Raw genomic sequence first — 19,146 nt, forward strand, 5'->3', positions numbered from 1 at the left:
TTACCACAATTCATAAGTGTCTATGTCGGACATTTTGAATCCAAATACGATGAAAGAATTCTATAAATATATATTCGATAAACATGCGAAAACAGAGCTTGTTCCTTCGAATGTAGATATCGCAAAATGGGCTATCAGACTAATCCGATTGATATTCCCCGAGCAAGCCGTAAATCCAATAAAATCATTCGACGAGGTAGAAAATGCATTTGAGCAGATACGCAAAGACCTACTTTTCCTGCTTGACAATACACATGCTTGCAAAGATTGCGACCATAATTTGATTGCTGATGAATTTATGGACTTTATTCCCGAATTGCACAGACTATTGAAAACGGATATTGCTGCTATGCTATTAGGCGATCCTGCTGCAAATAGCGAGTTTGAGATCATTCGGTCTTATCCTGGATTTTATGCAATATCTTTTTATAGAATAGCCAATAAATTATTCAGATTAAAAACACCGGTTATTCCAAGAATCCTAACCGAATATGCGCATTCAAAAACAGGAATTGACATTCACCCGGGAGCAACTATAGGAGAGAACCTTTATATTGATCATGGGACTGGTCTGGTTATTGGAGAATCAGCTCATATCGGAAATAATGTAAAGTTATATCAGGGAATTACACTAGGTGCATTAAGTGTAGAAAAAGATATGGCTGGTACAAAAAGACATCCCACGGTAGAAGATAATGTAGTTATTTATTCCGGTGCAACAATTTTGGGGGGTGAAACGGTTATCGGTAAAAACAGTATTATTGGTGGAAACGTTTGGTTAACTAAAAGCGTACCTGCAGATTCCATTGTTTATCATTTGTCGTCAGTGCAGGTGGCAGAAAAAAATAAAAAGCAATAAGTATGGCTGGAATAATAGATGTTTTAGGTAACACGCCTTTAGTAGAATTACAAAGGTTAAATCCGAATCCTAATGTTAAAGTATATGTAAAGCTGGAAGGTAATAATCCTGGCGGAAGCGTGAAGGATAGGGCAGCTTTAAATATGATTAAAAGTGCTTTGGATAGAGGAGATATAAAACCTGGAATGAAATTGATAGAAGCAACCAGTGGTAATACTGGAATTGCTTTGGCAATGATAGCCCGCCTTTTTGATCTTGAGATAGAATTGGTGTTACCTTCAAACTCCACAAGAGAAAGAACCCTGACAATGGAAGCTTTTGGAGCAAAGGTTATTTTACTCGATGGCATCGAAAAGTGTAGAGATTATGCGGAAGAAAAAGCAGCTAATGGCGAATATTATTTGCTAAATCAATTTGCAAATCCGGATAATTATCTGGCGCATTATAAAACTACAGGCCCCGAAATCTGGAAAGACACAGATAAAAAGATTACGCATTTTGTTAGTTCTATGGGAACAACCGGAACCATTATGGGAACCTCTATGTTTCTGAAAGAACAAAATCCTGATATACAAATTATAGGTTGCCAACCAACGGAAGATGCCTCTATCCCGGGAATAAGACGATGGCCAAAGGAATATTTACCTAAAATATTCGATCCGTCCAGAGTTGATAGAGTGATAGATATTTCTCAGGAAGCGGCTGTTCAAACCACGCGAGACCTGGTTAAATATGAGGGCGTATTTGCAGGAATGAGCTCCGGGGGAGCTTGTTATGCAGCATTGCAAGTGGCTAGGGAACTTGAATCCGGCGTTATCGTTTTTGTTGCCTGTGATCGTGGAGACCGTTATTTAAGCAGCGACTTATTTGGTTAACAAAAGCATAAACAAAGCTTAAAGATAAAATAATATACCGATTTGGTTTTTGGTATATTTTGTGCTAAATTTAGATAAAATAAAAGGTTATGAATCGAGGTTTAGCACATTTCTCTGAATTGGTGGACAAACAATTTAAGGTAGAAGACCGTCCGATAAATAAATTCTTTGCCTATATATTGAGTTTGTTTATCTGATTTCCTAATTATTCATTTCATTTTAATGATATAAGGGGGAATTTTGCCTGTTTTTTTGAATCTTCTATCTGCAACTCCTTTCTAAATCCAACCTTACCTTCAAATTCTAAAATCTTATTGTCCTTTCTACGGTCTGTGGCTAAAAAAGCTTAAATTTGTGCCTTAAATTTTAAAGCATTGACCAATCAAAAAATTTTAGGAAAACTGCAGGTTTTTGATATAGCCGAAGAAGGAAAAGGGGTTGCCAGACATGATGATTTAGTGGTATTTATAGAAAAAGCAATTCCCGGAGATGTTGTGGATGCTGCGGTTTATAAAAAGAAGAAAAAATTTGCCGAAGCGAAGATTGAAACTTTACTTCAACAATCTGAAGATAGAGTTGAGCCTTTCTGTGTTCATTTTGGTACTTGTGGAGGTTGTAAATGGCAACATATGGATTACAAAGCTCAGCTGAAATATAAACAAAAATCAGTTGTGGATGCTTTGCAACGACTGGGAGGAGTAGAGGTTGAGCATGCGGAAGATATTTTACCTTCAAACGAAACGGTTTATTACAGAAATAAACTGGAATATACTTTTTCTAATAAGCGTTGGTTAACAAATGAAGATATTGCAAGTGGTTTAGATAAAGAAATGAACGCTTTAGGATTTCATGTTCCGCTTCGGTTTGATAAGATTTTAGATGTGGAGCATTGCTATTTACAGGCTGATCCGTCAAACGATATCAGGAATTCAATCCGTGTATTCGCTCTTGAAAATGATATATCATTTTATGATTTAAGAGCTCATGAAGGGGCTTTAAGAAATCTGATTATCCGGACGTCTTCTACCGGAGAATCAATGGTGATTGTTGTTTTTGCATATCCGGAAGAAGGTGAGATTAATCTGCTGATGGATTATGTAGATAAGACATTTCCTCAGATTACCTCTTTGTTATACATTGTCAATCAGAAAAAGAACGATACCATATTTGATCAGGATGTAATTACTTATAGAGGGAATCCATTTATCTATGAAGAGATGGAGGGGTTGAAGTTCCGGGTTGGACCAAAGTCATTTTATCAAACAAATTCCCTGCAAGCTTATGAGCTGTACAAAATTACCCGAGAGTTTGCTGGCTTAAGTGGAAATGAGTTGGTATATGATTTGTATACCGGTACTGGGACCATCGCTAATTTTGTGGCAAGACAAGCGAGAGAAGTAGTGGGAGTTGAATATGTGCCAAGTGCTATTGAAGATGCTAAAGTAAACTCGGCGATAAACAATATACCGAATACAAAATTCTATGCCGGCGATATGAAAGATGTGTTGAGTGCAGAATTTATTGCTGAACATGGCAAACCGGATGTTGTAATAACCGATCCTCCGAGGGCAGGAATGCATGCGGACGTTGTAGCTCGTCTAATGGATATGGAAGCCGAAAAAGTTGTTTATGTAAGCTGTAACGCAGCTACTCAGGCTCGTGATTTAGCGATATTGAAAGACAAATATGATGTGGCAAGGATTAAGCCGGTAGATATGTTCCCTCATACGCAGCATGTAGAAAACGTGGTTTTATTAAAACTTAGAAAGTAATGAAGGCAGAAGAGTTATTGGGGAATCTGGGAGATCAGGAGTTACCAAAGGAATCTCCACTGTTGTCGCTTAAAAAAGACTTGGACTTTTATAAAGACACCATACGCGAGGTAGCATTGGATATTATAGGAGAAGGCTTATCCAATTATCCTATTTTTATTGCTCATCAGCATCAGGTTTCGGTGGGAGAGGTTATTATTGATAAGGAAGAATTCGGTAAAGACTGGACAATACAGGCTTCTACTCTGGAAGAGTTTATTGAGAAAGGCATTGTACAAAAGGATAAAAAGGATGTTTTTTTATATAGCTATAAAAACCCAGACGAATATGCCTGTATATTTGTTATAGTTCCGGAAGGGGCTAATTTTGTATTTATACCTTATTAGTTAGTTAGTTAGTTAGTTAGTTAGTTAGTTAGTTAGTTAGTTAGTTAGTTAGTTAGTTAGTTAGTTAGTTAGTTTCCCAAAGGGATGCTCCTTATAGATAGATTTTTGCGATTAAGGGATACTAAATATAGAAAAGTGCCTGTTTGATAATAAGGTTTCATTTTAAATTGAATTATTGGGATAGAAGTTTTAATTTCAGCCCGTTAACATGTTGTTTATGCCGTCTAAAAGAGTACTTATTTTAAATCACAATCAGATACAACAAAAGATAAACCGTATTGCTTATCAGATATTAGAAGATAATATCGACGAGCAGGAGGTTATTCTTGCGGGAATTGTTTCCAGAGGCTACCGCTTGGCATTGCGATTACAAAAAGTGCTGAAGAAAATCAGTCACTTTAAAATTCGTATCATAGAGGTAGAATTGAATAAGGATAGTTCCAAGTTGGAATCCTCTATAGATACGCCGTTGAAAGAATGTGAAAATAAAGTAATTATTTTGGTAGATGATGTTCTGAATAGCGGAAGAACCATTGCCTATGGCTTAGGCGTCTTCCTGAACATTCCTTTGAAGAGATTAAGATCTGTTGTCCTGATTGACAGAAGCCATAAGCTTTTTCCTGTTTCTGCAGATTTTGTAGGTTTGGAATTATCTACTGTTCTTAAAGAACATGTTTCTGTTGTGTTAGATGAAAATGGCGAGGAGGATGGAGTTTATCTCGAATAGCTAATATTCGAGGTTTTCTTTTTCTATAGCTTCTACCACTTCTTCAACTGTTAAATCTACACCTTTCAAGGCTATTTTAGCTTGTTCATAAAAAAATCTGCGTTCAGCAAGTTTTTCGTGTATAAAAGCTAAAAGCTCATCGTAAGATTTTCCTTTAATTAAAGGCCTTTCTGCCTTTGCATTGATCAATCTATCAGCCAATACTTTTTCGGGTGGATCTATGAAAATAGTTAAGCCATTTTTATTCATCCATTCCATATTATCGAAAAAACAAGGAGCACCGCCGCCTGTTGATACGATGGTATTATTAGCGATTGCAGATTTCTGTAATGTATCCCGTTCTATTTCTCTGAATCCATTTTCCCCTCTGGCAGCAAATATTTCCGGAATGGTAGCCTGGTGCTTGGTTTGTATAAGTTCGTCCAAATCTATAAACGGTCTTTCCAGTTTAGATGCTAGTTTTTTCCCCATACGGCTTTTGCCGCAGCCCATATATCCGACTAAGAATATTTTCATAAATCTGTAGGTTTATACGTTTAGTTTTTACTAAAATAGGTTCTTTCTAATTCCTCGTAATCAGGTAACCGACTTGCTGGCCATTTCTTAATGACCACACCATTTTTCATTAGAATAAGACCCGGATTAGATCTCACCATACTTTTTAACGGCACTGCATCAGCATAAAAAACTTCAAGTAGTAGCTTTTCATCTTTTGATAAATTTTCTGCGTCCTGTGCCGAATTGGAAGTCAATAAGACAGAACGCGTTCTATAGTTATTAGCTGCATTTAGTGCGATCAGGTTGATTTTTTTCAATGCTTCCAGGTCACTGTTATCCAGTTTCCAGGCAACAGCAATTAAGTTATAATATGGGTTTTCAATAATCTCTTCTGTAAAGCTAACACCCTGTGAGTCGAAAATATTAAGGTCTTTGATTTTAGGCTGGTAACCGGCTTTAATCAATTTCGGATCCGAAGAAGATATAAATTCCCAATTAGGGTCCTCGTATATTTTTGTTGCCAGGTATTCTTTATCATTCATTTTCTTCTCTTCACCAGTATTTTTATTTTTTAGGGTGTAGATAATTTCATATTCATCTTTAGGCGCTCCCTCAGGAATTTTCATAGCCTCAGGGATATTTACACCTTCTTTATAAGGAAGAAAATCTATAATAGGTAACGTATTATAAGTATATAAACCGAAAGCAAGAGGGACAAGCAAGGCTGCCCAGATAAAGATGTTCTTTGCTGATTTATTATTTGTACAGGCATTAATCTTATTTTGATTAAAAAAGATATAAAGAATAAGAATTAATAAGATTAAATCCTTACCAAAAGACTGCCACGGAGTTAATGGGATAGCATCACCAAAACATCCACAACTTTTAACCACATCAAATGCGGCGGAATAAAAAGTTAGAAAGGTGAAAAATAAGATTAATACAATTAAGCCCACATTCACAGTTTTCTTAGCAATTCCGGTTAGTACCAGAACACCTAAAAAGACTTCCAGCGTACAAATTGCAATAGAGAAAAATACAGCGAATGGGCTTAAAAAGGTCATGTGGAATACTTCGAAATATTCCTCCAGTTTATAAGAAAATCCCAGCGGGTCATTCAGCTTGATTAATCCCGAAAAGATAAATAGTAAACCTACGAATATCCTTACTATCCATAAAAGTGTAGTAGATGTTGTTTTGTTCGAAACCATAGTTAATCCGCTAATCCTAATTTAATTAAAGCAAAAACAGCATAGTTTAACATATCCTGATAGTTAGCCTTTATTCCCTCGGAAGCTATTGTTTGTCCCTCGTTATCTTCAATTTGCTTCACTCTGAATATTTTCTGTAAAATCAGATCAGTCAGCGAGCTGATTCGCATATCCCTCCAAGCCTCACCATAATCGTGGTTTTTAGCAAACATCAGATCCTTGGTTTCCTGAACGCGCTGGCTATAATGTGCATCAACAAAAGCTGGCTCCAGTTCAATGCCAACCTGCTCATCCAATTCCAACTGCATAATGCCTATAACGCAATAATTTACAATAGCGATATATTCGTCGGTAATGTCGTCTCCAACCTTATTTACTTTTTTTTCTTCGATGGTTCTAATACGTTGCGCTTTAATAAAAAGCTGATCTGTTATAGATTTTGGACGAAGAATACGCCAAGCGGTCCCATAATCTCTAGTTTTCTTCAAAAACAGATCTTTGCAGATCTTAATAATAGCGTCGTATTGAGTAGAAGTATCGAAAGCCAAACCTTAAATATTTTAATGTTTCCAATGAACTAATCGTATTTTTGAATAATACAATTATGATGGATAAAGATACGTTTTTTCGGATAAAGACAACCTTAAATGTGGGCGGCAGGATATTAGATTTATCGAAGCCACAGGTAATGGGAATTTTAAATATTACACCTGATTCTTTTTTTTCGGGAAGCAGATTTAATGATGAAAAAGAAATAGAAGAGCGTGTGGCAAAATTGCTGAGTGAAGGTGCTTCAATAATCGACGTAGGCGCTTATTCGTCGAGACCGGGAGCTGAAGATGTTAGCGAAGAAGAAGAATTGCAGCGTTTAATTCCTGTTGTCAGGCTCCTGAAATCAAAATTTCCGAATATTATACTTTCTATAGATACATTCAGATCTAAAGTAGCCGAAGAAGCAATTAAATCGGGAGCTCACATCATCAATGATATTTCCGGTGGTGAATTGGATAAAAATATGTTTGCAACAGTAGGCAAGCTTTCTGTTCCATATATTTTGATGCATATGAGAGGGAATCCCAAAACAATGACTTCTTTAACTGATTATAATGATTTGCTGTTGGATATTGTTTTGTATTTCTCCGAAAAAATTAATCGATTAAAATCGCTTGGTGTAAAAGATATAATTCTTGATCCCGGTTTTGGCTTTGCTAAGAATGCAGGGCAGAATTATCGCTTGCTGAAAGATATGGATAATCTCAGGGTTTTTGGTCTTCCCATTTTGGCCGGATTATCAAGAAAAACGATGATATGGAAAACGCTGCATATAAAACCAGAGGAGGCCCTAAACGGGACTTCAGTTTTAAATGTTCTGGCTTTACAGAAAGGAGCTTCTATTTTACGCGTCCATGATGTTTTAGAAGCAAAACAATGTATCGAATTAATGGAAGTGTACAATAAATCCTGATTTTTTCATAAATTAAAGACGATAAAATAATAATCTCTCCTGAATGGACTTTCTAGATTTTAGTTTCTTAAAGCTTACAGTTATAGACGTTATAGATATTCTGCTGGTAGCGGTAATTATCTATTATATCTATAATTTGATAAGAGGAACGATAGCTGTAAATATTTTTATAGGTTTTATAATAATCTATGTTCTTTATATTGTTACTACCGCTTTGCACATGAAGTTGCTGTCCGGTATTTTAAGCAGTTTCGTAAGTGTTGGTTTAATAGCATTAATTATTGTGTTCCAGCAGGAGTTCAGGCGCTTTTTGTTAACGATAGGAAAGAATATTTCTTTGCGTAATAAGCTTTGGATGAAGCTTGTTTTTGGTAAAGAAGAAGTGGAGAAAAATAATATGGCAAAAATTAAACCTATAATTGATGCCTGTAAGAGTATGAAACAATCCAGAACAGGTGCATTAATCGTGTTCGCCAAGTATTTTGATCAGGATGTATTCGGTAATACAGGAGAAATTGTTGATGCAAAAATCTCTAAACGTTTAATTGAAAGCATTTTTCAAAAACATAGTCCAATTCATGATGGTGCTGTTGTTATTGCTGAAAACCGAATAAAAATTGCGGGGGGAATTTTACCACTGACGGAGAATGATAAGCTGCCTCCACAATTTGGGTTGCGACATAGGGCAGGGATTGGTATTACAGAGACCAGTGAATGTACCGCACTGGTTGTTTCGGAGGAAACTGGTGAAATATCTTACGCTCAACAAGGAAAAGTAAAAATGAATATTAGCTTTACGGAACTGGAGCGTTTGTTAAACCGAGATTTTTAAGGTCAAATTAACACAAATGTTTTAGCCAAATGTTATCGTTGTGTAGTGGATCTAATTTTAATTTCAAAAAGATGAGTAAGTTTTGTATTCCTGAACATGTGATTTATATCTGTACAGGAAGTAAGTGCAGTAAAAGAGGAGGCAAGGAGTGTTATAAAACACTTAAATCTTTTTTGAAAGATAGTAAGTTGAGAGATAAGATTGAGCTTGTACGTATAGAATGTACAGATAGATGTAAGTTTGCTCCCGTTCTTAATTTTCAGCCTGATAATATTTGGTTAAAAGAGTATTCGGAAAAAGAAGTGCTTACGGTTTTAAGTGATATTGCAAAATAAATTGGACAGAGATTCTTTCATCAATAAAAAATCCCCTATATCAGGGGATTTTTTATTTTATTCACCAGCGCTGTCTCCGCTGTATGATATTTTTTGAACATGCTTGTCGATTTCCCAACGGCCTGTTCCTTCTTCTCCAATTAAATCAAATAACTCCAGAGCTCTTCTGGCTTTGTATTCTTCTTCTCTTTGTTCTTTAAAGAACCAGTTCAAGAATTCTAAAGTTACATAGTCCTGCTCCTTATGGCATCTTGCTGCAATGTTTTTGAATGACTGCGTAATAGCGATTTCAGCATCTAACGCATCTTCAAAAACCTCTCTGAATGAAGAGAATTCTATTTTAACATTATTTGTATCCGGAGATATTGCTGTTCCCCCCATGTCACATACATAGTGGAATATTTTTAGTTGATGTTGTCTTTCTTCATCAGACTGTTTATAGAAATACTCGGCAGAATTGTCAAATCCGTTTCTATCGCACCATGATGCCATAGATAAATATAATGCAGCTGAATGAGCTTCTTTTTTTATTTGTTGATTGAGTAGATTTTCGATGTCTGCCGAAATTAAACTCTTGATACGAACTAGATCTTTCATAATAGTGCTCCTTTATACACAAATATAAGTGTTAGGGCACCAGTTTCCTTAAAAAGAAAGTAATTTGGAGTTAATCTAAGTATAGTGCTAGATAATGATTCTATTTAGCCTGTCAGTAATAATACTGTTCAGCTCGAACATAGCAAAAGTGCCATTAAGAAGCTCTCTAAGGTTGATAATTTCGTGGATATCTAAAACAAAACACTCTTCAGCACCACAAAGGAATATGATTTCAATCCCAGGATGGTCTACATCAGTCATTCTGGCCAAATCGATATTATCGATGACCCTTTTTAGACGCTGAAGACAAGCTAATTTATATTGAGCTTTTCTACCCGAGAAATTTAAATAAATACGGTTTTCTTTATCAGACTGGTAAACTGATCCATAAAGTGTTGAGAATACTTCCACTAAATCTGTTGCTGCTAAAGCTAAACTGCTATTTTTCATTTCCGATGCAAATATGCATCTTGTTTAGAAATAATCCAAATAAAAGGCGCTCTTTTCAAAAATTAAAAAAAGCGCCTTTCAACAAAATACGAATAATGGTTTATTGGATGTTAAAACTGCTTAAGCTTACAAATTGTTGAACTCTTGCTGCAATCTCTTCCTGACTTAAGTTTTTAATTTTTTCTGTGCCGAATTTCTCCACGCAGAAAGAGGCTAAAGCAGAACCAAAAATAATTGCATTTTTCATGTTATTAAAGTTGATCGTATCCACTTGAGCCAAATAACCTATAAAACCTCCGGCAAATGTATCTCCAGCTCCTGTTGGGTCAAAAACGTCTGCTAATGGCAAAGCAGGCGCAGAGAAAACCTTATCTTCATGGAATAGTAAAGCACCATGTTCACCTTTTTTAATAATAAGGTATTTTGGACCCATTTGAAGGATTTTGTTGGCTGCCTTAACCAAAGAATACTCGCCTGACAATTGGCGGGCTTCAGAATCATTTATGGTTAAAACATCCACAAGTTTTATTGTATCTAAAAGATCGTTTAAGGCAATGTCCATCCAGAAGTTCATTGTGTCTAAAACGATGAGTTTAGGACGGTTCCTTAAACGTTCAATTACTGTTTTTTGAATATTAGGTGTAAGATTGCCCAACATTAAATATTCGCAATCCTGATAAGATTCCGGAATGATGGGATCGAAATCAGCCAATACATTTAATTCTGTAACTAAAGTATCTCGGCTGTTCATGTCGTTATGGTATCTTCCGGACCAAAAGAATGATTTTTCTCCGTTTTTTATCTGTAAACCTTCAACATCAATTCCTCTTTTTTTTAAATCCTCGATATCTTCTTTCGGAAAATCATCACCGACTACAGCAACAATTTTAGCATTTTTATAAAAATAGGAAGCTGCTAAAGTAGCGTAAGTTGCTGCACCTCCGACAATTCTATCAGTTTTACCAAAAGGTGTCTCTATGGCGTCGAAAGCAACAGTTCCTATGACAACTAAACTCATAATTTTTTATTTGAATTTTTTTTCTGCAAATATTGCATAATTAATTTAAAATCCCGAATATTGCAGTCCCTTAACCAGAGGGACGTTTTTAAACGTTAGGAATAAAATCCCGAATAGCTCAGCTGGTTAGAGCATCTGACTGTTAATCAGAGGGTCGCTGGTTCGAGCCCAGCTTCGGGAGCTTCAAAAGCCGATAAGTTTGTTTACTTGTTGGCTTTTTTTGTTTTTAGGCCTTCCTATTTCTTTTGCAAGTTTATGGTATCGACATCTGGAAATTTTATATTTATATTGTGCTGTTCAATTCTTACTTTTTCACTCAAATAATGAAAAGATTTATTTTTAAAGGCTTTTCAAAAATGCTTCTAATTAGTTTATAGTAGTATATATAGCCCGGAAAATTTTGAGGAATATCAAGAAGGGTGATCGTTTTTTCATGATCCCCCTTCTTGCGTTATTAATAAAACCTAAATTTAGTAGCTTTAACCTTCTTTGTTATTAATAACGATATCCTTTCGCTTCCATATAACCTGGAACGTCTGACAGTTGATTTTGTGCAGCATCTTCTGGATCCCCCTATCAAAAATAGCATCCATATTGAGTTCCCTTTTTGTCAGATCCTCCAAAATAAATACCTATTGAAATTTCATGAGTGCCGTTATTAAAATTCCTTAATTTGTTTAACGAGTAATCGAAGGAGTAGCCAACCCGAAGTTTTTGTGTAGGGAAAAACTCCAAAAGAGCGCCTGTAGAACTACTTTTAGAAAGACCCTGCTGTAAATGAGGTTTGTCATAAAGTTTAACCGCTGTTCTGTACATGGCGCCAATCCAGACTTTTTCCTGTAGCAGGATAAAGCCGTTTATGTCCAGATTAGTAGGTCCTCCAAAATCATCTTTCAATAAAAACATAGGTTTAAAAATTAAATCATCTGAAAGAGGTAAAATAAGGCCGCCTAAAAAGTATAAATGCGGTTTCAATCCAACATACCAGTCACTCTTTTTCTTGCCAATAGATAGGTTTGAGATAGCATTGCTTGCCGAAATTCCAGTAAAAAAGTGTTCTGTAGAAAATAAAACACCTAATTTGGCATCAGGAAGTATATTAGAATCGTTTGTTATGGGGATAAAAGTGTCTCCATCTTCATTGGGAACGAAGCTGGCACCATTGATTGAAGTTTGAAGTAAACCAACATTTAATCCAAATGATAGCCGCGTATTTTGTTCGCCTATTTTAACATGGTATGCATAGCCTCCGTATATGCCCAAACTTTTTTGAACACCAATTTTATCGCTACTTATCATTAGTGATAGACCCACTTTTTTATTTGCTAGCAATGCATCTGCTGCCAATGAGAATGACTTAGGTGCGCCATCAACACCGTTCCATTGTTGTCTGTAAGTACTTTGGATATATAAGTTGTTTTTATAACCAGCATAAGCAGGATTTACATGCAGTGTATTAAATACATATTGAGTAAAGTTTGCATCCTGTTGAGCCATACCTGTCATCGGAAGTATGAGCAAATACCAAATTAATTTTAATCTCTTCATCACCTTTTATTTTTTCTTATCCCGTATTAATGTGATGTATCCTTTAAAAATATCTCGCTTACCGGCTTGATTAATCGTGAGTACATAGAAGTATGTTCCTTCATTAAGCCTTTCGCCTGTCCATTTCCCTGCATATGGTTTTTGTTCAAAAACATGATTTCCCCATCTATTCAGGATGGTTATTTCATTATCAGGATAGTTCTCTAATCCCGGTATTTCGAAATAGTCATTTTTGCCGTCGAAATTTGGAGTAAATACATTAGGTATTTTTATACCATAAACGTCTGCTAACGCACTGTCGATATTATCTTTAGGATTCGGATCTGTTTCCATCGATTTTACGAAAGCCGTATTTTCTATCTTTCCAACAGACTTAATTTTTGCTATAAGTTTCAAATCTAAGGCCTCGTCTTTTTTTAACGTACTGATTTCCCATGTGGCAGTGTTTGTACTTGTATTATATGAACTTTTTACTCCGCTAATAGCCGGAATCTGAACGAACTCCAATTGAATTGGAAAGGGGTCCTGTACGACTACATTATTGGCCATATCAGGACCTTTATTATTTACGGTAAGCGTATAAGTAATTTCATCGTTTAGTTTGATGCTTTGGCTTTCAAGCCTTTTTGAAATATTCAGATCAGCTATTTTGTTTAGCTTTGGCTCAACGATTATAATCACCGGGTCCGAGAGGTTAGAAGTACAGCTTGCGGAATTAAAAGCCATTACAGTATAAGAACCGGATTGACTGGGTGCATACTGTTCGGAAATAGCATCGGTTATTATACTTCCATCTCTAAACCATTGAAAATATTGTGCATTGCTGGAATTGGCCCTTAGTGTAATTGTCGTTCCCTCTGCTATTTTAATTGTTTGAACCGGAGTAACTAATTGCGTAAATCCTGTTAGCGGTAAAAGTAACAGGGTAATTATGTATAGATATTTTACGCAATTCAAATAAACCATGGTTTACCAGGTATCAGGAACGTTTGAAACAGAAATTGTAGGAGTTGTAGGTTTAGCTAGTATTTCGATAGCTTTGTCTGCAGTGGTAGAACAATATTTGCCACTATTTATTAAATACCCAACTTTTAATTTGTAGGTATAAGTACCGGCTGATAAAGGTGCAGGTATTGTATAAGTACTATTAGTCGCGCCCGAAATGGCTGTTTCTGTACCTGAAGCTACTGTATACCATTGATAGGCTAATGAAATACCAGTCGTTGAAGCTTCCGGATTGGTGATATTTCCGGTTAACAGTGCCTTTGTTCCTCCCAAATCTTCGATACAAAGACTATTGTTTGCAGCATCAATAGTAGCTATAAGGGGTTTTAATACATAGACCGGAATTTCTTGCCATTCAGAAATACAGCCCGTAGTTGTATTCTTTGTCGCGAAATAATAATATCCTGTTCCTTTTTCTGCAAAAGAGGTGTTTGTGGCACCTACGGATGCTGTTGTAATACCGTCATTAGGAGTAGTGGTCTGTGAAGCACTGTAAGCAATTTCATAAGCTGTTCCAACAGGAGCATTTGGAACAGTAATAGTGCCGCCAGAACAAACCAAGATTGTGCCGTTTGCAGTTGGATCTACTGCTGCTTTCACCGTAATTAGGGTTAAGCACAAGGCTAATAGAGATAGAATTTTTTTCATGATTTTTATTATTTAGTTTGTATAATTAGAATTTGTCGTTAATTGTATATTAGGAATAGGAGGCTTTTTGTCTATTTTGATTTGTATGTTTTGTGAGGTGCTTTCACAGCCATTATTGTTTTTTACTTTGATACTTCCGGAATAAATTCCAGATGCAATAGCCGTTGTAGTTATATTAATTTCTGGTGGTGATAGGCTTGCCTCAGAAACGTTTGAGAACCCGGCACTCAATGCGGTATTGTCCCATAGAATAGAATAGGTAGTGGGATTATTTACAACTGCATTGATAATAAGTGATGTCGTATTGCTCCCTTCACATATTTCTGGCATAGGTCCCAAAGAAATTTCAGGTAAAGGAGATATAACTACAGGTACCGGCACAACTACAGATGCATTACTACAGGTATTTGTTCTGATAGCTCTTACATAATATGTTTTATTAGCATGAAGCACCGGAGTGACAAATGTTGTGCCTGGTGAACTGACATTTACTCTGGTGAGTAAAGTAGCGTCTTCAAACCATTCATATCCGGTGCAATTTTGAGGATTAGCAATAGTTAAAGTAGCCTTATTTCCTGCACAGATAATAGGGGGAGTATTCACGTCCACCGTATTAATCAATGCTGTAGGTGGGGCTATTATACGTCTAACTTCATAAACTTTAAGTTTCGATAATAATCCTGCGGTTGCAAGTCCACCCATACTGAGTTCTATCCTGTCGAAAGCCTGGTCAATAGTTGCGGTAAGCTTATATTTGTCATTTGTTCCGCCCGATAGTAATTGCAGATTTAGTAAATTGGAAGAACTACTGACTGTTTTTACTAATGAGGAACCATTGTAGGCATTAATAGTAAAGCCATTAATAAGGTCCAGATCCAGTACACCGCCATTTTCTTTTTGCAGAATAAGTTCAACCTGATCGCCGCCAATAGATGTTGTTTTGAAAATTGTAGTTAAGTAGACATTGCTTAATACTTGTACGCCAAGATCCAGAGTAGCAAAGCTAGAGTCATCATTGTCTATTACATTTCTGGGAAAAGTAACGCTTCCCGTAGCGTTGGCTATTCCACCTACCACTGTTCCGGCTTTAACTCCTGAAAGTACATCTATTGGCGAATTGCAATCAACAGATGGTGCTTGGTCTGTCTCTTCAATGTAAACCTCATGGATATCTGCACTTAATGCTACTCCCAAAACAGAACCTAGGTTTATCCAAATCCCCTGATAATTGGTAAAAGGGGTGATTGTAATTTCTACTTCTCCCTTGGCACTTATCAAATTGGCAACAGTTGCCAATGTATAAGAAGAGCCGGCTGCTGTAGCTGTCCATGGAGCTATTATCGAAGGTTTATTCAACCCGGTGAAAGGCTGTATTGTCAAGTTATCAAGTACGCCTAATAATGAAGCAGGTAATCCCATTTTAATGGTTACAGGTGTGTTGGCTGGAATTGTTTTGACATTTCCATTATCTCTAAATTCAACAAACTGCTTTGCATTAATTAAGTTTAATGCGCCGATAACGACCGACAGATGAGAATATGTTGATAGATTTGCATCAACAGCATTTTCCTGATTACCTACTGTTCCAAGTCCGGCTGTTTCCTGCCTGGCCGCATATACCCTTTTCTTCACAAGAGGACATTGCGAAAAAGACGGGTAATGGAATACCAGCAACACTAAAAGTACATAGTGAAGGGGTCTCATACGCAACAGCTAAAATGGTTTATTAAAAAGTTAGATTGTTTTAAATAACCAGTAGCATACAGAGATAAGCACTACATAGTCCATGATAACTACAGCCCATTCTGTATCCCACTGGGTATATCTTGTGACAAATTTCACCAGTCGAAATATTGACACGTTGGTTTATTTTTTAATAACCTTGAATTCTGTTCGTCTGTTTAACGCCCGTCCCTCAGGATTATCTTTACCATTTATGGTATTTGGAGCTATTGGCATACTTTTACCATAACCTTTTGCTTGTATTTTACCAGCGCTTATTCCTTTGGCTATTAAATAGTCAACGCAGGATTGCGCCCTTCTTTGCGACAAGTCTAAATTATAAGCGTCGCTGCCAATTCCATCAGTATGGGAACTCAGTTCTATCGTGATTTTAGGATTGTCCATCATAATGTCTGCTAAAATATCCAGCGCCTGTGCAGACATAGGAGTAAGCTCTGCCTTATTGAACTCATAATAGATATCTTTTAATACTATTGGCTTGTCTATAACCAAAGGAGTTAGGCAAAGATTCGGATTTAATAAAGTATCGGCTTTAGCCAGGTCTTGTCTGGAAAATCTGATGGTTTTAGAAAAATACCCTTCTTTTTCTACCGTGATTTTTATTGGACGTGGTACGTCTATTTTAAACGAATACATACCATCAGAAGCTAAGGTTAGTTCTTTGGAAGTGTTGTTTAAAGAATCCGTTAAAATTACTTTGGCTTTTTCGATAGGTTTTCCGCTTTCACAATCCAGTAAAGTTCCTTTCAGGTTGATGAATTCTCTTTGTACCTGAAATAATTCAAGACAACATACAGATTCCCTGTCCGAACTGATATAGCCTTTATTGCCGTCGGTATCTATTGCAGCGAAATAAATATCGTCTTTAGATGAATTAAATGGAAAACCCAGATTCTCTGGAGAAGACCATGAAGAAAAATCACCATTTGCTTCATAAAAATCAAAACCTCCGAGGCCAACACGCCCATTACTGCTGTAAAGTAAAGTCTTATTTTTTGAGTTGTAATATGGAGCCTGATCATCACCCGCAGAGTTTATTTCTGTTCCCATGTTGATGGATTGCCCTAAAGTGCCGTCATTTCGTAGTGGAGCAAACCACAGATCATATTTGCCCTGTCCACCTGGTCTGTCAGATGAGAATAACAAATACTTTCCATCCGTGGTAACAAAAGGTTGTATAGAATTATAGCCCTTAATGTTTATCTGGATACCAACAGATTCGGGCTGCGACCACTTATCTCCAATTTTTTTGGCTGTATAAATATTTTTAGTATTCTCTTTAGCGTCCCATTTTGTAAAGAATGCTCGCGTTCCGTCTGGAGATAAAGCTATTGCTGCATTTTCTGAGGAACTGAACCCCAGCTCAACTTTATTGATCGTTGTGTTAGCTCCGGATTGGATGTAGGCTCTTTCAATACTATAAATAGCGTTTATATAAGGCGACTCTTTTTTCTTTATTTTAGAATTTCCAGATCCCAGAATTTCTGTCTTACCCGAGGTATTAATAGGTCTCGAAGAAGTAAAATACATCATGTTGTTTTGAACAAGAGGAGCGTAATTGGACCCTTTTGCATTGACGGGGGCACTTAGTTGTTTAAGTGAAACCAAACGGGGATACCTCATTTCATTAAGGGCAAAATTACAGCTTGCAATCTCCTGTTCTGCCTGTTTAACATAAGCTTGTTCGCCTTTATATTTCTTAATGAAGTTTTCGAAAGCATTAATAGCTTCGTCATATTTATTGTTCGCTCTAAGCGATACAGCATACCAATAAGGACTTAAAGCATATTTTTCATCGCTGAAGTCCTTTGCAATACTATACCACTTTTCGGCGTTTTGGAAATCTTTATAAATCCGGTAGCTTTCGGCTAAATTGAATACCATTTGTTCTATATCAGCATTTTGTTTTTTCGATTTAACCTTGTTTTCAGCAATGTAAGGAAGTGTCAGCCCACTAACAGAATCGTTAGATAAATTGAGTGCTTTCTTGTAATATTCTGAAGCTGCATAGTATTCGTGATTCTGAAAATATACATCCGCTACTCTTTTGTAATCCGGTACAAACTGGGCGGAAGCTTTAATTATAATAAAGCTAAATATGATGGTTAATTTTAAATTTTTCATGAGAGGGATTTTAGATGATTAAAGTCTGGGACAAAAAAAGTTGGGGCCAATAATTCCCTTTCTACTGGTAAAAGAGAGAGAAAGTTCTAACCCCCCGTTGGTTCTGGAAATATTGGTGACATGGGAAGTATTCATATCATAACTTAAACCAAGCACCAGGTTTTTAATCTGTAAGCCCAAAAATGCAATAGCCGAGCTTTCAACCCTGTAGTTTCCTCCGACTAGTAAACCAGTTTCAGGATTAATCATAAACTCCGCGTAAGCTCCGGCTAAAGTTTCATGTGCGTTTCCCTGCGACATATATAAAGCATTTGGGGTTATCGCTATTAAATCCGATACTTTAACCCTGGCTCCGCCATGAACGGTGTATCTCATAGGGATACGTTCTTTATTCCCTAAAAATTTATCTACCGGACGTGTTAAGTGGGCTATGCTTCCTCCAGCGAAAACATTTACGCTTCTGTTAGGAGTTCCATCGAAATACATAAGTCCCGCATTCACGTCCGGAGAGAAAGAAGAGTTTGATGCTATATTCTCATAGCTTGGCAAGTTTCCATTATAACCGGAATTTGGATCATATTGGTTTCCTGTTCTCACTTTTGAAGCATCAAAGCTTTTATTTATAATTCCAGCCTGTAAACCAAAATTCAATATTTGGTTACCGTCAGATCCCAATCTAACGCGATAAGCCGCGGATGCAAGGGCAGTGAGATAATTAAAATCTACCTCGCCAGCTTTCTGATTCATCACTGTAGCGCCAAAAGCTAGATTCTTGGTGGGCGCCATATCGAAAGAAGCTGCTCCTGTATAGTAGGCATTGTTTAGCGAGCCCCATTGCTGTCTCGCATTTATAGATACACGGTAATCGCCATCAACTACTCCTGTTAGTGCTGGGTTAAGCAATAAGGGATAAGCGTAATACTGCGAAAAATGAGGGTCTATCTGAGCTTTAACCATTTGGCAAAGACAGATAAAAGATATGATTAATGTTATTCTAAGCTTTCTCATGTTACTTGTTTTTAAGTGTTCAAATAAAACCGGTAATCCGGACTT

At 36.6% G+C, this 19,146-nt stretch carries 20 protein-coding genes and 1 tRNA gene; 9 read left to right on the forward strand and 12 right to left on the reverse strand.

The window, feature by feature from the left end; genetic code table 11:
* Window positions 1-49 precede the first annotated feature (49 nt).
* The 5 genes from epsC (at window position 50) to PEDSA_RS18445 (ending at window position 4,619) form a co-directional block, all read left to right on the forward strand.
* Complete coding sequence (gene epsC, locus PEDSA_RS18425) at window positions 50-859, forward strand: serine O-acetyltransferase EpsC (RefSeq protein WP_041537563.1); 810 nt, start codon at window positions 50-52, stop codon at window positions 857-859.
* A 2-nt stretch (window positions 860-861) separates the two neighbouring features.
* Window positions 862-1,734, forward strand: coding sequence for a cysteine synthase CysM (gene cysM, locus PEDSA_RS18430; protein WP_013634684.1), 873 nt, complete (start codon window positions 862-864; stop codon window positions 1,732-1,734).
* Window positions 1,735-2,108: 374 nt separating this feature from the next.
* Window positions 2,109-3,506: a 23S rRNA (uracil(1939)-C(5))-methyltransferase RlmD gene (gene rlmD, locus PEDSA_RS18435; protein WP_013634686.1), complete on the forward strand. Its 1,398-nt coding sequence runs from the start codon at window positions 2,109-2,111 to the stop codon at window positions 3,504-3,506.
* Window positions 3,506-3,892, forward strand: coding sequence for a hypothetical protein (locus PEDSA_RS18440; RefSeq protein ID WP_013634687.1), 387 nt, complete (start codon window positions 3,506-3,508; stop codon window positions 3,890-3,892). Before rlmD ends, PEDSA_RS18440 begins: the two co-directional genes overlap by 1 nt.
* A gap of 217 nt (window positions 3,893-4,109) precedes the next feature.
* Window positions 4,110-4,619, forward strand: coding sequence for a phosphoribosyltransferase family protein (locus PEDSA_RS18445; protein ID WP_013634688.1), 510 nt, complete (start codon window positions 4,110-4,112; stop codon window positions 4,617-4,619).
* Here PEDSA_RS18445 and PEDSA_RS18450 read toward each other — a convergent pair whose 3' ends face one another.
* The 3 genes from PEDSA_RS18450 to PEDSA_RS18460 are packed head-to-tail and all read right to left on the reverse strand — an operon-like array spanning window position 4,620 to window position 6,876.
* Window positions 4,620-5,135 carry a shikimate kinase gene (locus PEDSA_RS18450; protein ID WP_013634689.1) on the reverse strand — a complete coding sequence of 172 codons (516 nt, stop codon included), beginning with the start codon at window positions 5,133-5,135 and terminating at the stop codon, window positions 4,620-4,622.
* 20 nt (window positions 5,136-5,155) lie between these two features.
* Window positions 5,156-6,328: a BT_3928 family protein gene (locus PEDSA_RS18455; protein ID WP_013634690.1), complete on the reverse strand. Its 1,173-nt coding sequence runs from the start codon at window positions 6,326-6,328 to the stop codon at window positions 5,156-5,158.
* Between the two features lie 2 nt (window positions 6,329-6,330).
* Window positions 6,331-6,876, reverse strand: a complete 546-nt coding sequence (locus PEDSA_RS18460) for a DUF1599 domain-containing protein (RefSeq protein ID WP_013634691.1) — start codon at window positions 6,874-6,876, stop codon at window positions 6,331-6,333.
* A 56-nt stretch (window positions 6,877-6,932) separates the two neighbouring features.
* Here PEDSA_RS18460 and folP point away from each other — a divergent pair, with 56 nt between their 5' ends.
* The 3 genes from folP (at window position 6,933) to PEDSA_RS18475 (ending at window position 8,960) form a co-directional block, all read left to right on the forward strand.
* On the forward strand, window positions 6,933-7,793 hold the full coding sequence (gene folP, locus PEDSA_RS18465; RefSeq protein WP_013634692.1) for a dihydropteroate synthase: 861 nt from the start codon (window positions 6,933-6,935) through the stop codon (window positions 7,791-7,793).
* Window positions 7,794-7,836: 43 nt separating this feature from the next.
* Window positions 7,837-8,625: a diadenylate cyclase CdaA gene (gene cdaA / locus PEDSA_RS18470; protein WP_013634693.1), complete on the forward strand. Its 789-nt coding sequence runs from the start codon at window positions 7,837-7,839 to the stop codon at window positions 8,623-8,625.
* A gap of 71 nt (window positions 8,626-8,696) precedes the next feature.
* The gene (locus PEDSA_RS18475) at window positions 8,697-8,960 is read left to right on the forward strand and encodes a (2Fe-2S) ferredoxin domain-containing protein (RefSeq protein WP_041537158.1); all 264 of its coding nucleotides are present in this window, start codon (window positions 8,697-8,699) and stop codon (window positions 8,958-8,960) included.
* A 57-nt stretch (window positions 8,961-9,017) separates the two neighbouring features.
* Here the strand turns inward: PEDSA_RS18475 and PEDSA_RS18480 are convergent, their stop codons facing one another.
* The 3 genes from PEDSA_RS18480 to PEDSA_RS18490 all read right to left on the reverse strand — a co-directional run bounded on the left by PEDSA_RS18480 (window position 9,018) and on the right by PEDSA_RS18490 (window position 11,025).
* Window positions 9,018-9,557 carry a ferritin gene (locus PEDSA_RS18480; protein WP_013634695.1) on the reverse strand — a complete coding sequence of 180 codons (540 nt, stop codon included), beginning with the start codon at window positions 9,555-9,557 and terminating at the stop codon, window positions 9,018-9,020.
* 87 nt (window positions 9,558-9,644) lie between these two features.
* The gene (locus PEDSA_RS18485; RefSeq protein WP_013634696.1) at window positions 9,645-10,007 is read right to left on the reverse strand and encodes a hypothetical protein; all 363 of its coding nucleotides are present in this window, start codon (window positions 10,005-10,007) and stop codon (window positions 9,645-9,647) included.
* 100 nt (window positions 10,008-10,107) lie between these two features.
* On the reverse strand, window positions 10,108-11,025 hold the full coding sequence (locus PEDSA_RS18490) for a PfkB family carbohydrate kinase (protein WP_013634697.1): 918 nt from the start codon (window positions 11,023-11,025) through the stop codon (window positions 10,108-10,110).
* A 107-nt stretch (window positions 11,026-11,132) separates the two neighbouring features.
* Between PEDSA_RS18490 and PEDSA_RS18495 the strand changes: the two genes are divergently transcribed.
* Window positions 11,133-11,206: transfer RNA gene (locus PEDSA_RS18495), tRNA-Asn, on the forward strand.
* Window positions 11,207-11,601: 395 nt separating this feature from the next.
* On the opposite strand, the gene PEDSA_RS18500 is transcribed toward PEDSA_RS18495, so the two are convergent.
* From PEDSA_RS18500 to PEDSA_RS18525, 6 genes are all read right to left on the reverse strand, one after another.
* On the reverse strand, window positions 11,602-12,573 hold the full coding sequence (locus PEDSA_RS18500; protein ID WP_013634698.1) for a PorP/SprF family type IX secretion system membrane protein: 972 nt from the start codon (window positions 12,571-12,573) through the stop codon (window positions 11,602-11,604).
* A 6-nt stretch (window positions 12,574-12,579) separates the two neighbouring features.
* Window positions 12,580-13,530, reverse strand: a complete 951-nt coding sequence (locus PEDSA_RS18505; protein WP_169311997.1) for a T9SS type B sorting domain-containing protein — start codon at window positions 13,528-13,530, stop codon at window positions 12,580-12,582.
* 12 nt (window positions 13,531-13,542) lie between these two features.
* Entirely contained in the window at window positions 13,543-14,226 is a 684-nt protein-coding gene (locus tag PEDSA_RS18510) for a hypothetical protein (protein WP_013634700.1), read from the reverse strand.
* A gap of 12 nt (window positions 14,227-14,238) precedes the next feature.
* Complete coding sequence (locus PEDSA_RS18515; protein ID WP_013634701.1) at window positions 14,239-15,930, reverse strand: immunoglobulin domain-containing protein; 1,692 nt, start codon at window positions 15,928-15,930, stop codon at window positions 14,239-14,241.
* 162 nt (window positions 15,931-16,092) lie between these two features.
* A complete protein-coding gene (locus tag PEDSA_RS18520; RefSeq protein WP_013634702.1) occupies window positions 16,093-18,093 on the reverse strand; it encodes an OmpA family protein in 2,001 nt (666 codons plus the stop codon).
* Between the two features lie 18 nt (window positions 18,094-18,111).
* Window positions 18,112-19,101 (reverse strand): PorP/SprF family type IX secretion system membrane protein, encoded by a 990-nt coding sequence (locus PEDSA_RS18525; RefSeq protein ID WP_013634703.1) that lies wholly within the window; start codon window positions 19,099-19,101, stop codon window positions 18,112-18,114.
* Between the last annotated feature and the right edge of the window lie 45 nt (window positions 19,102-19,146).

It is taken from the genome of Pseudopedobacter saltans DSM 12145, assembly GCF_000190735.1.
In the GTDB taxonomy this organism is placed as follows: domain Bacteria; phylum Bacteroidota; class Bacteroidia; order Sphingobacteriales; family Sphingobacteriaceae; genus Pseudopedobacter; species Pseudopedobacter saltans.

Excerpts from the sequence above, each read along its gene's own strand:
- PEDSA_RS18475 (WP_041537158.1), top strand. The coding sequence starts at position 8,697 with ATGAGTAAGTTTTGTATTCCTGAACATGTGATTTATATCTGTACAGGA.
- PEDSA_RS18455 (WP_013634690.1), bottom strand. The coding sequence starts at position 6,328 with ATGGTTTCGAACAAAACAACATCTACTACACTTTTATGGATAGTAAGG.
- PEDSA_RS18510 (WP_013634700.1), bottom strand. The coding sequence starts at position 14,226 with ATGAAAAAAATTCTATCTCTATTAGCCTTGTGCTTAACCCTAATTACG.
- cdaA (WP_013634693.1), top strand. The coding sequence starts at position 7,837 with ATGGACTTTCTAGATTTTAGTTTCTTAAAGCTTACAGTTATAGACGTT.
- PEDSA_RS18515 (WP_013634701.1), bottom strand. The coding sequence starts at position 15,930 with ATGAGACCCCTTCACTATGTACTTTTAGTGTTGCTGGTATTCCATTAC.
- PEDSA_RS18480 (WP_013634695.1), bottom strand. The coding sequence starts at position 9,557 with ATGAAAGATCTAGTTCGTATCAAGAGTTTAATTTCGGCAGACATCGAA.
- epsC (WP_041537563.1), top strand. The coding sequence starts at position 50 with ATGAAAGAATTCTATAAATATATATTCGATAAACATGCGAAAACAGAG.
- PEDSA_RS18490 (WP_013634697.1), bottom strand. The coding sequence starts at position 11,025 with ATGAGTTTAGTTGTCATAGGAACTGTTGCTTTCGACGCCATAGAGACA.
- PEDSA_RS18520 (WP_013634702.1), bottom strand. The coding sequence starts at position 18,093 with ATGAAAAATTTAAAATTAACCATCATATTTAGCTTTATTATAATTAAA.
- folP (WP_013634692.1), top strand. The coding sequence starts at position 6,933 with ATGATGGATAAAGATACGTTTTTTCGGATAAAGACAACCTTAAATGTG.
- PEDSA_RS18450 (WP_013634689.1), bottom strand. The coding sequence starts at position 5,135 with ATGAAAATATTCTTAGTCGGATATATGGGCTGCGGCAAAAGCCGTATG.
- cysM (WP_013634684.1), top strand. The coding sequence starts at position 862 with ATGGCTGGAATAATAGATGTTTTAGGTAACACGCCTTTAGTAGAATTA.
- PEDSA_RS18440 (WP_013634687.1), top strand. The coding sequence starts at position 3,506 with ATGAAGGCAGAAGAGTTATTGGGGAATCTGGGAGATCAGGAGTTACCA.
- PEDSA_RS18500 (WP_013634698.1), bottom strand. The coding sequence starts at position 12,573 with ATGAAGAGATTAAAATTAATTTGGTATTTGCTCATACTTCCGATGACA.
- PEDSA_RS18445 (WP_013634688.1), top strand. The coding sequence starts at position 4,110 with ATGCCGTCTAAAAGAGTACTTATTTTAAATCACAATCAGATACAACAA.
- PEDSA_RS18485 (WP_013634696.1), bottom strand. The coding sequence starts at position 10,007 with ATGAAAAATAGCAGTTTAGCTTTAGCAGCAACAGATTTAGTGGAAGTA.
- PEDSA_RS18525 (WP_013634703.1), bottom strand. The coding sequence starts at position 19,101 with ATGAGAAAGCTTAGAATAACATTAATCATATCTTTTATCTGTCTTTGC.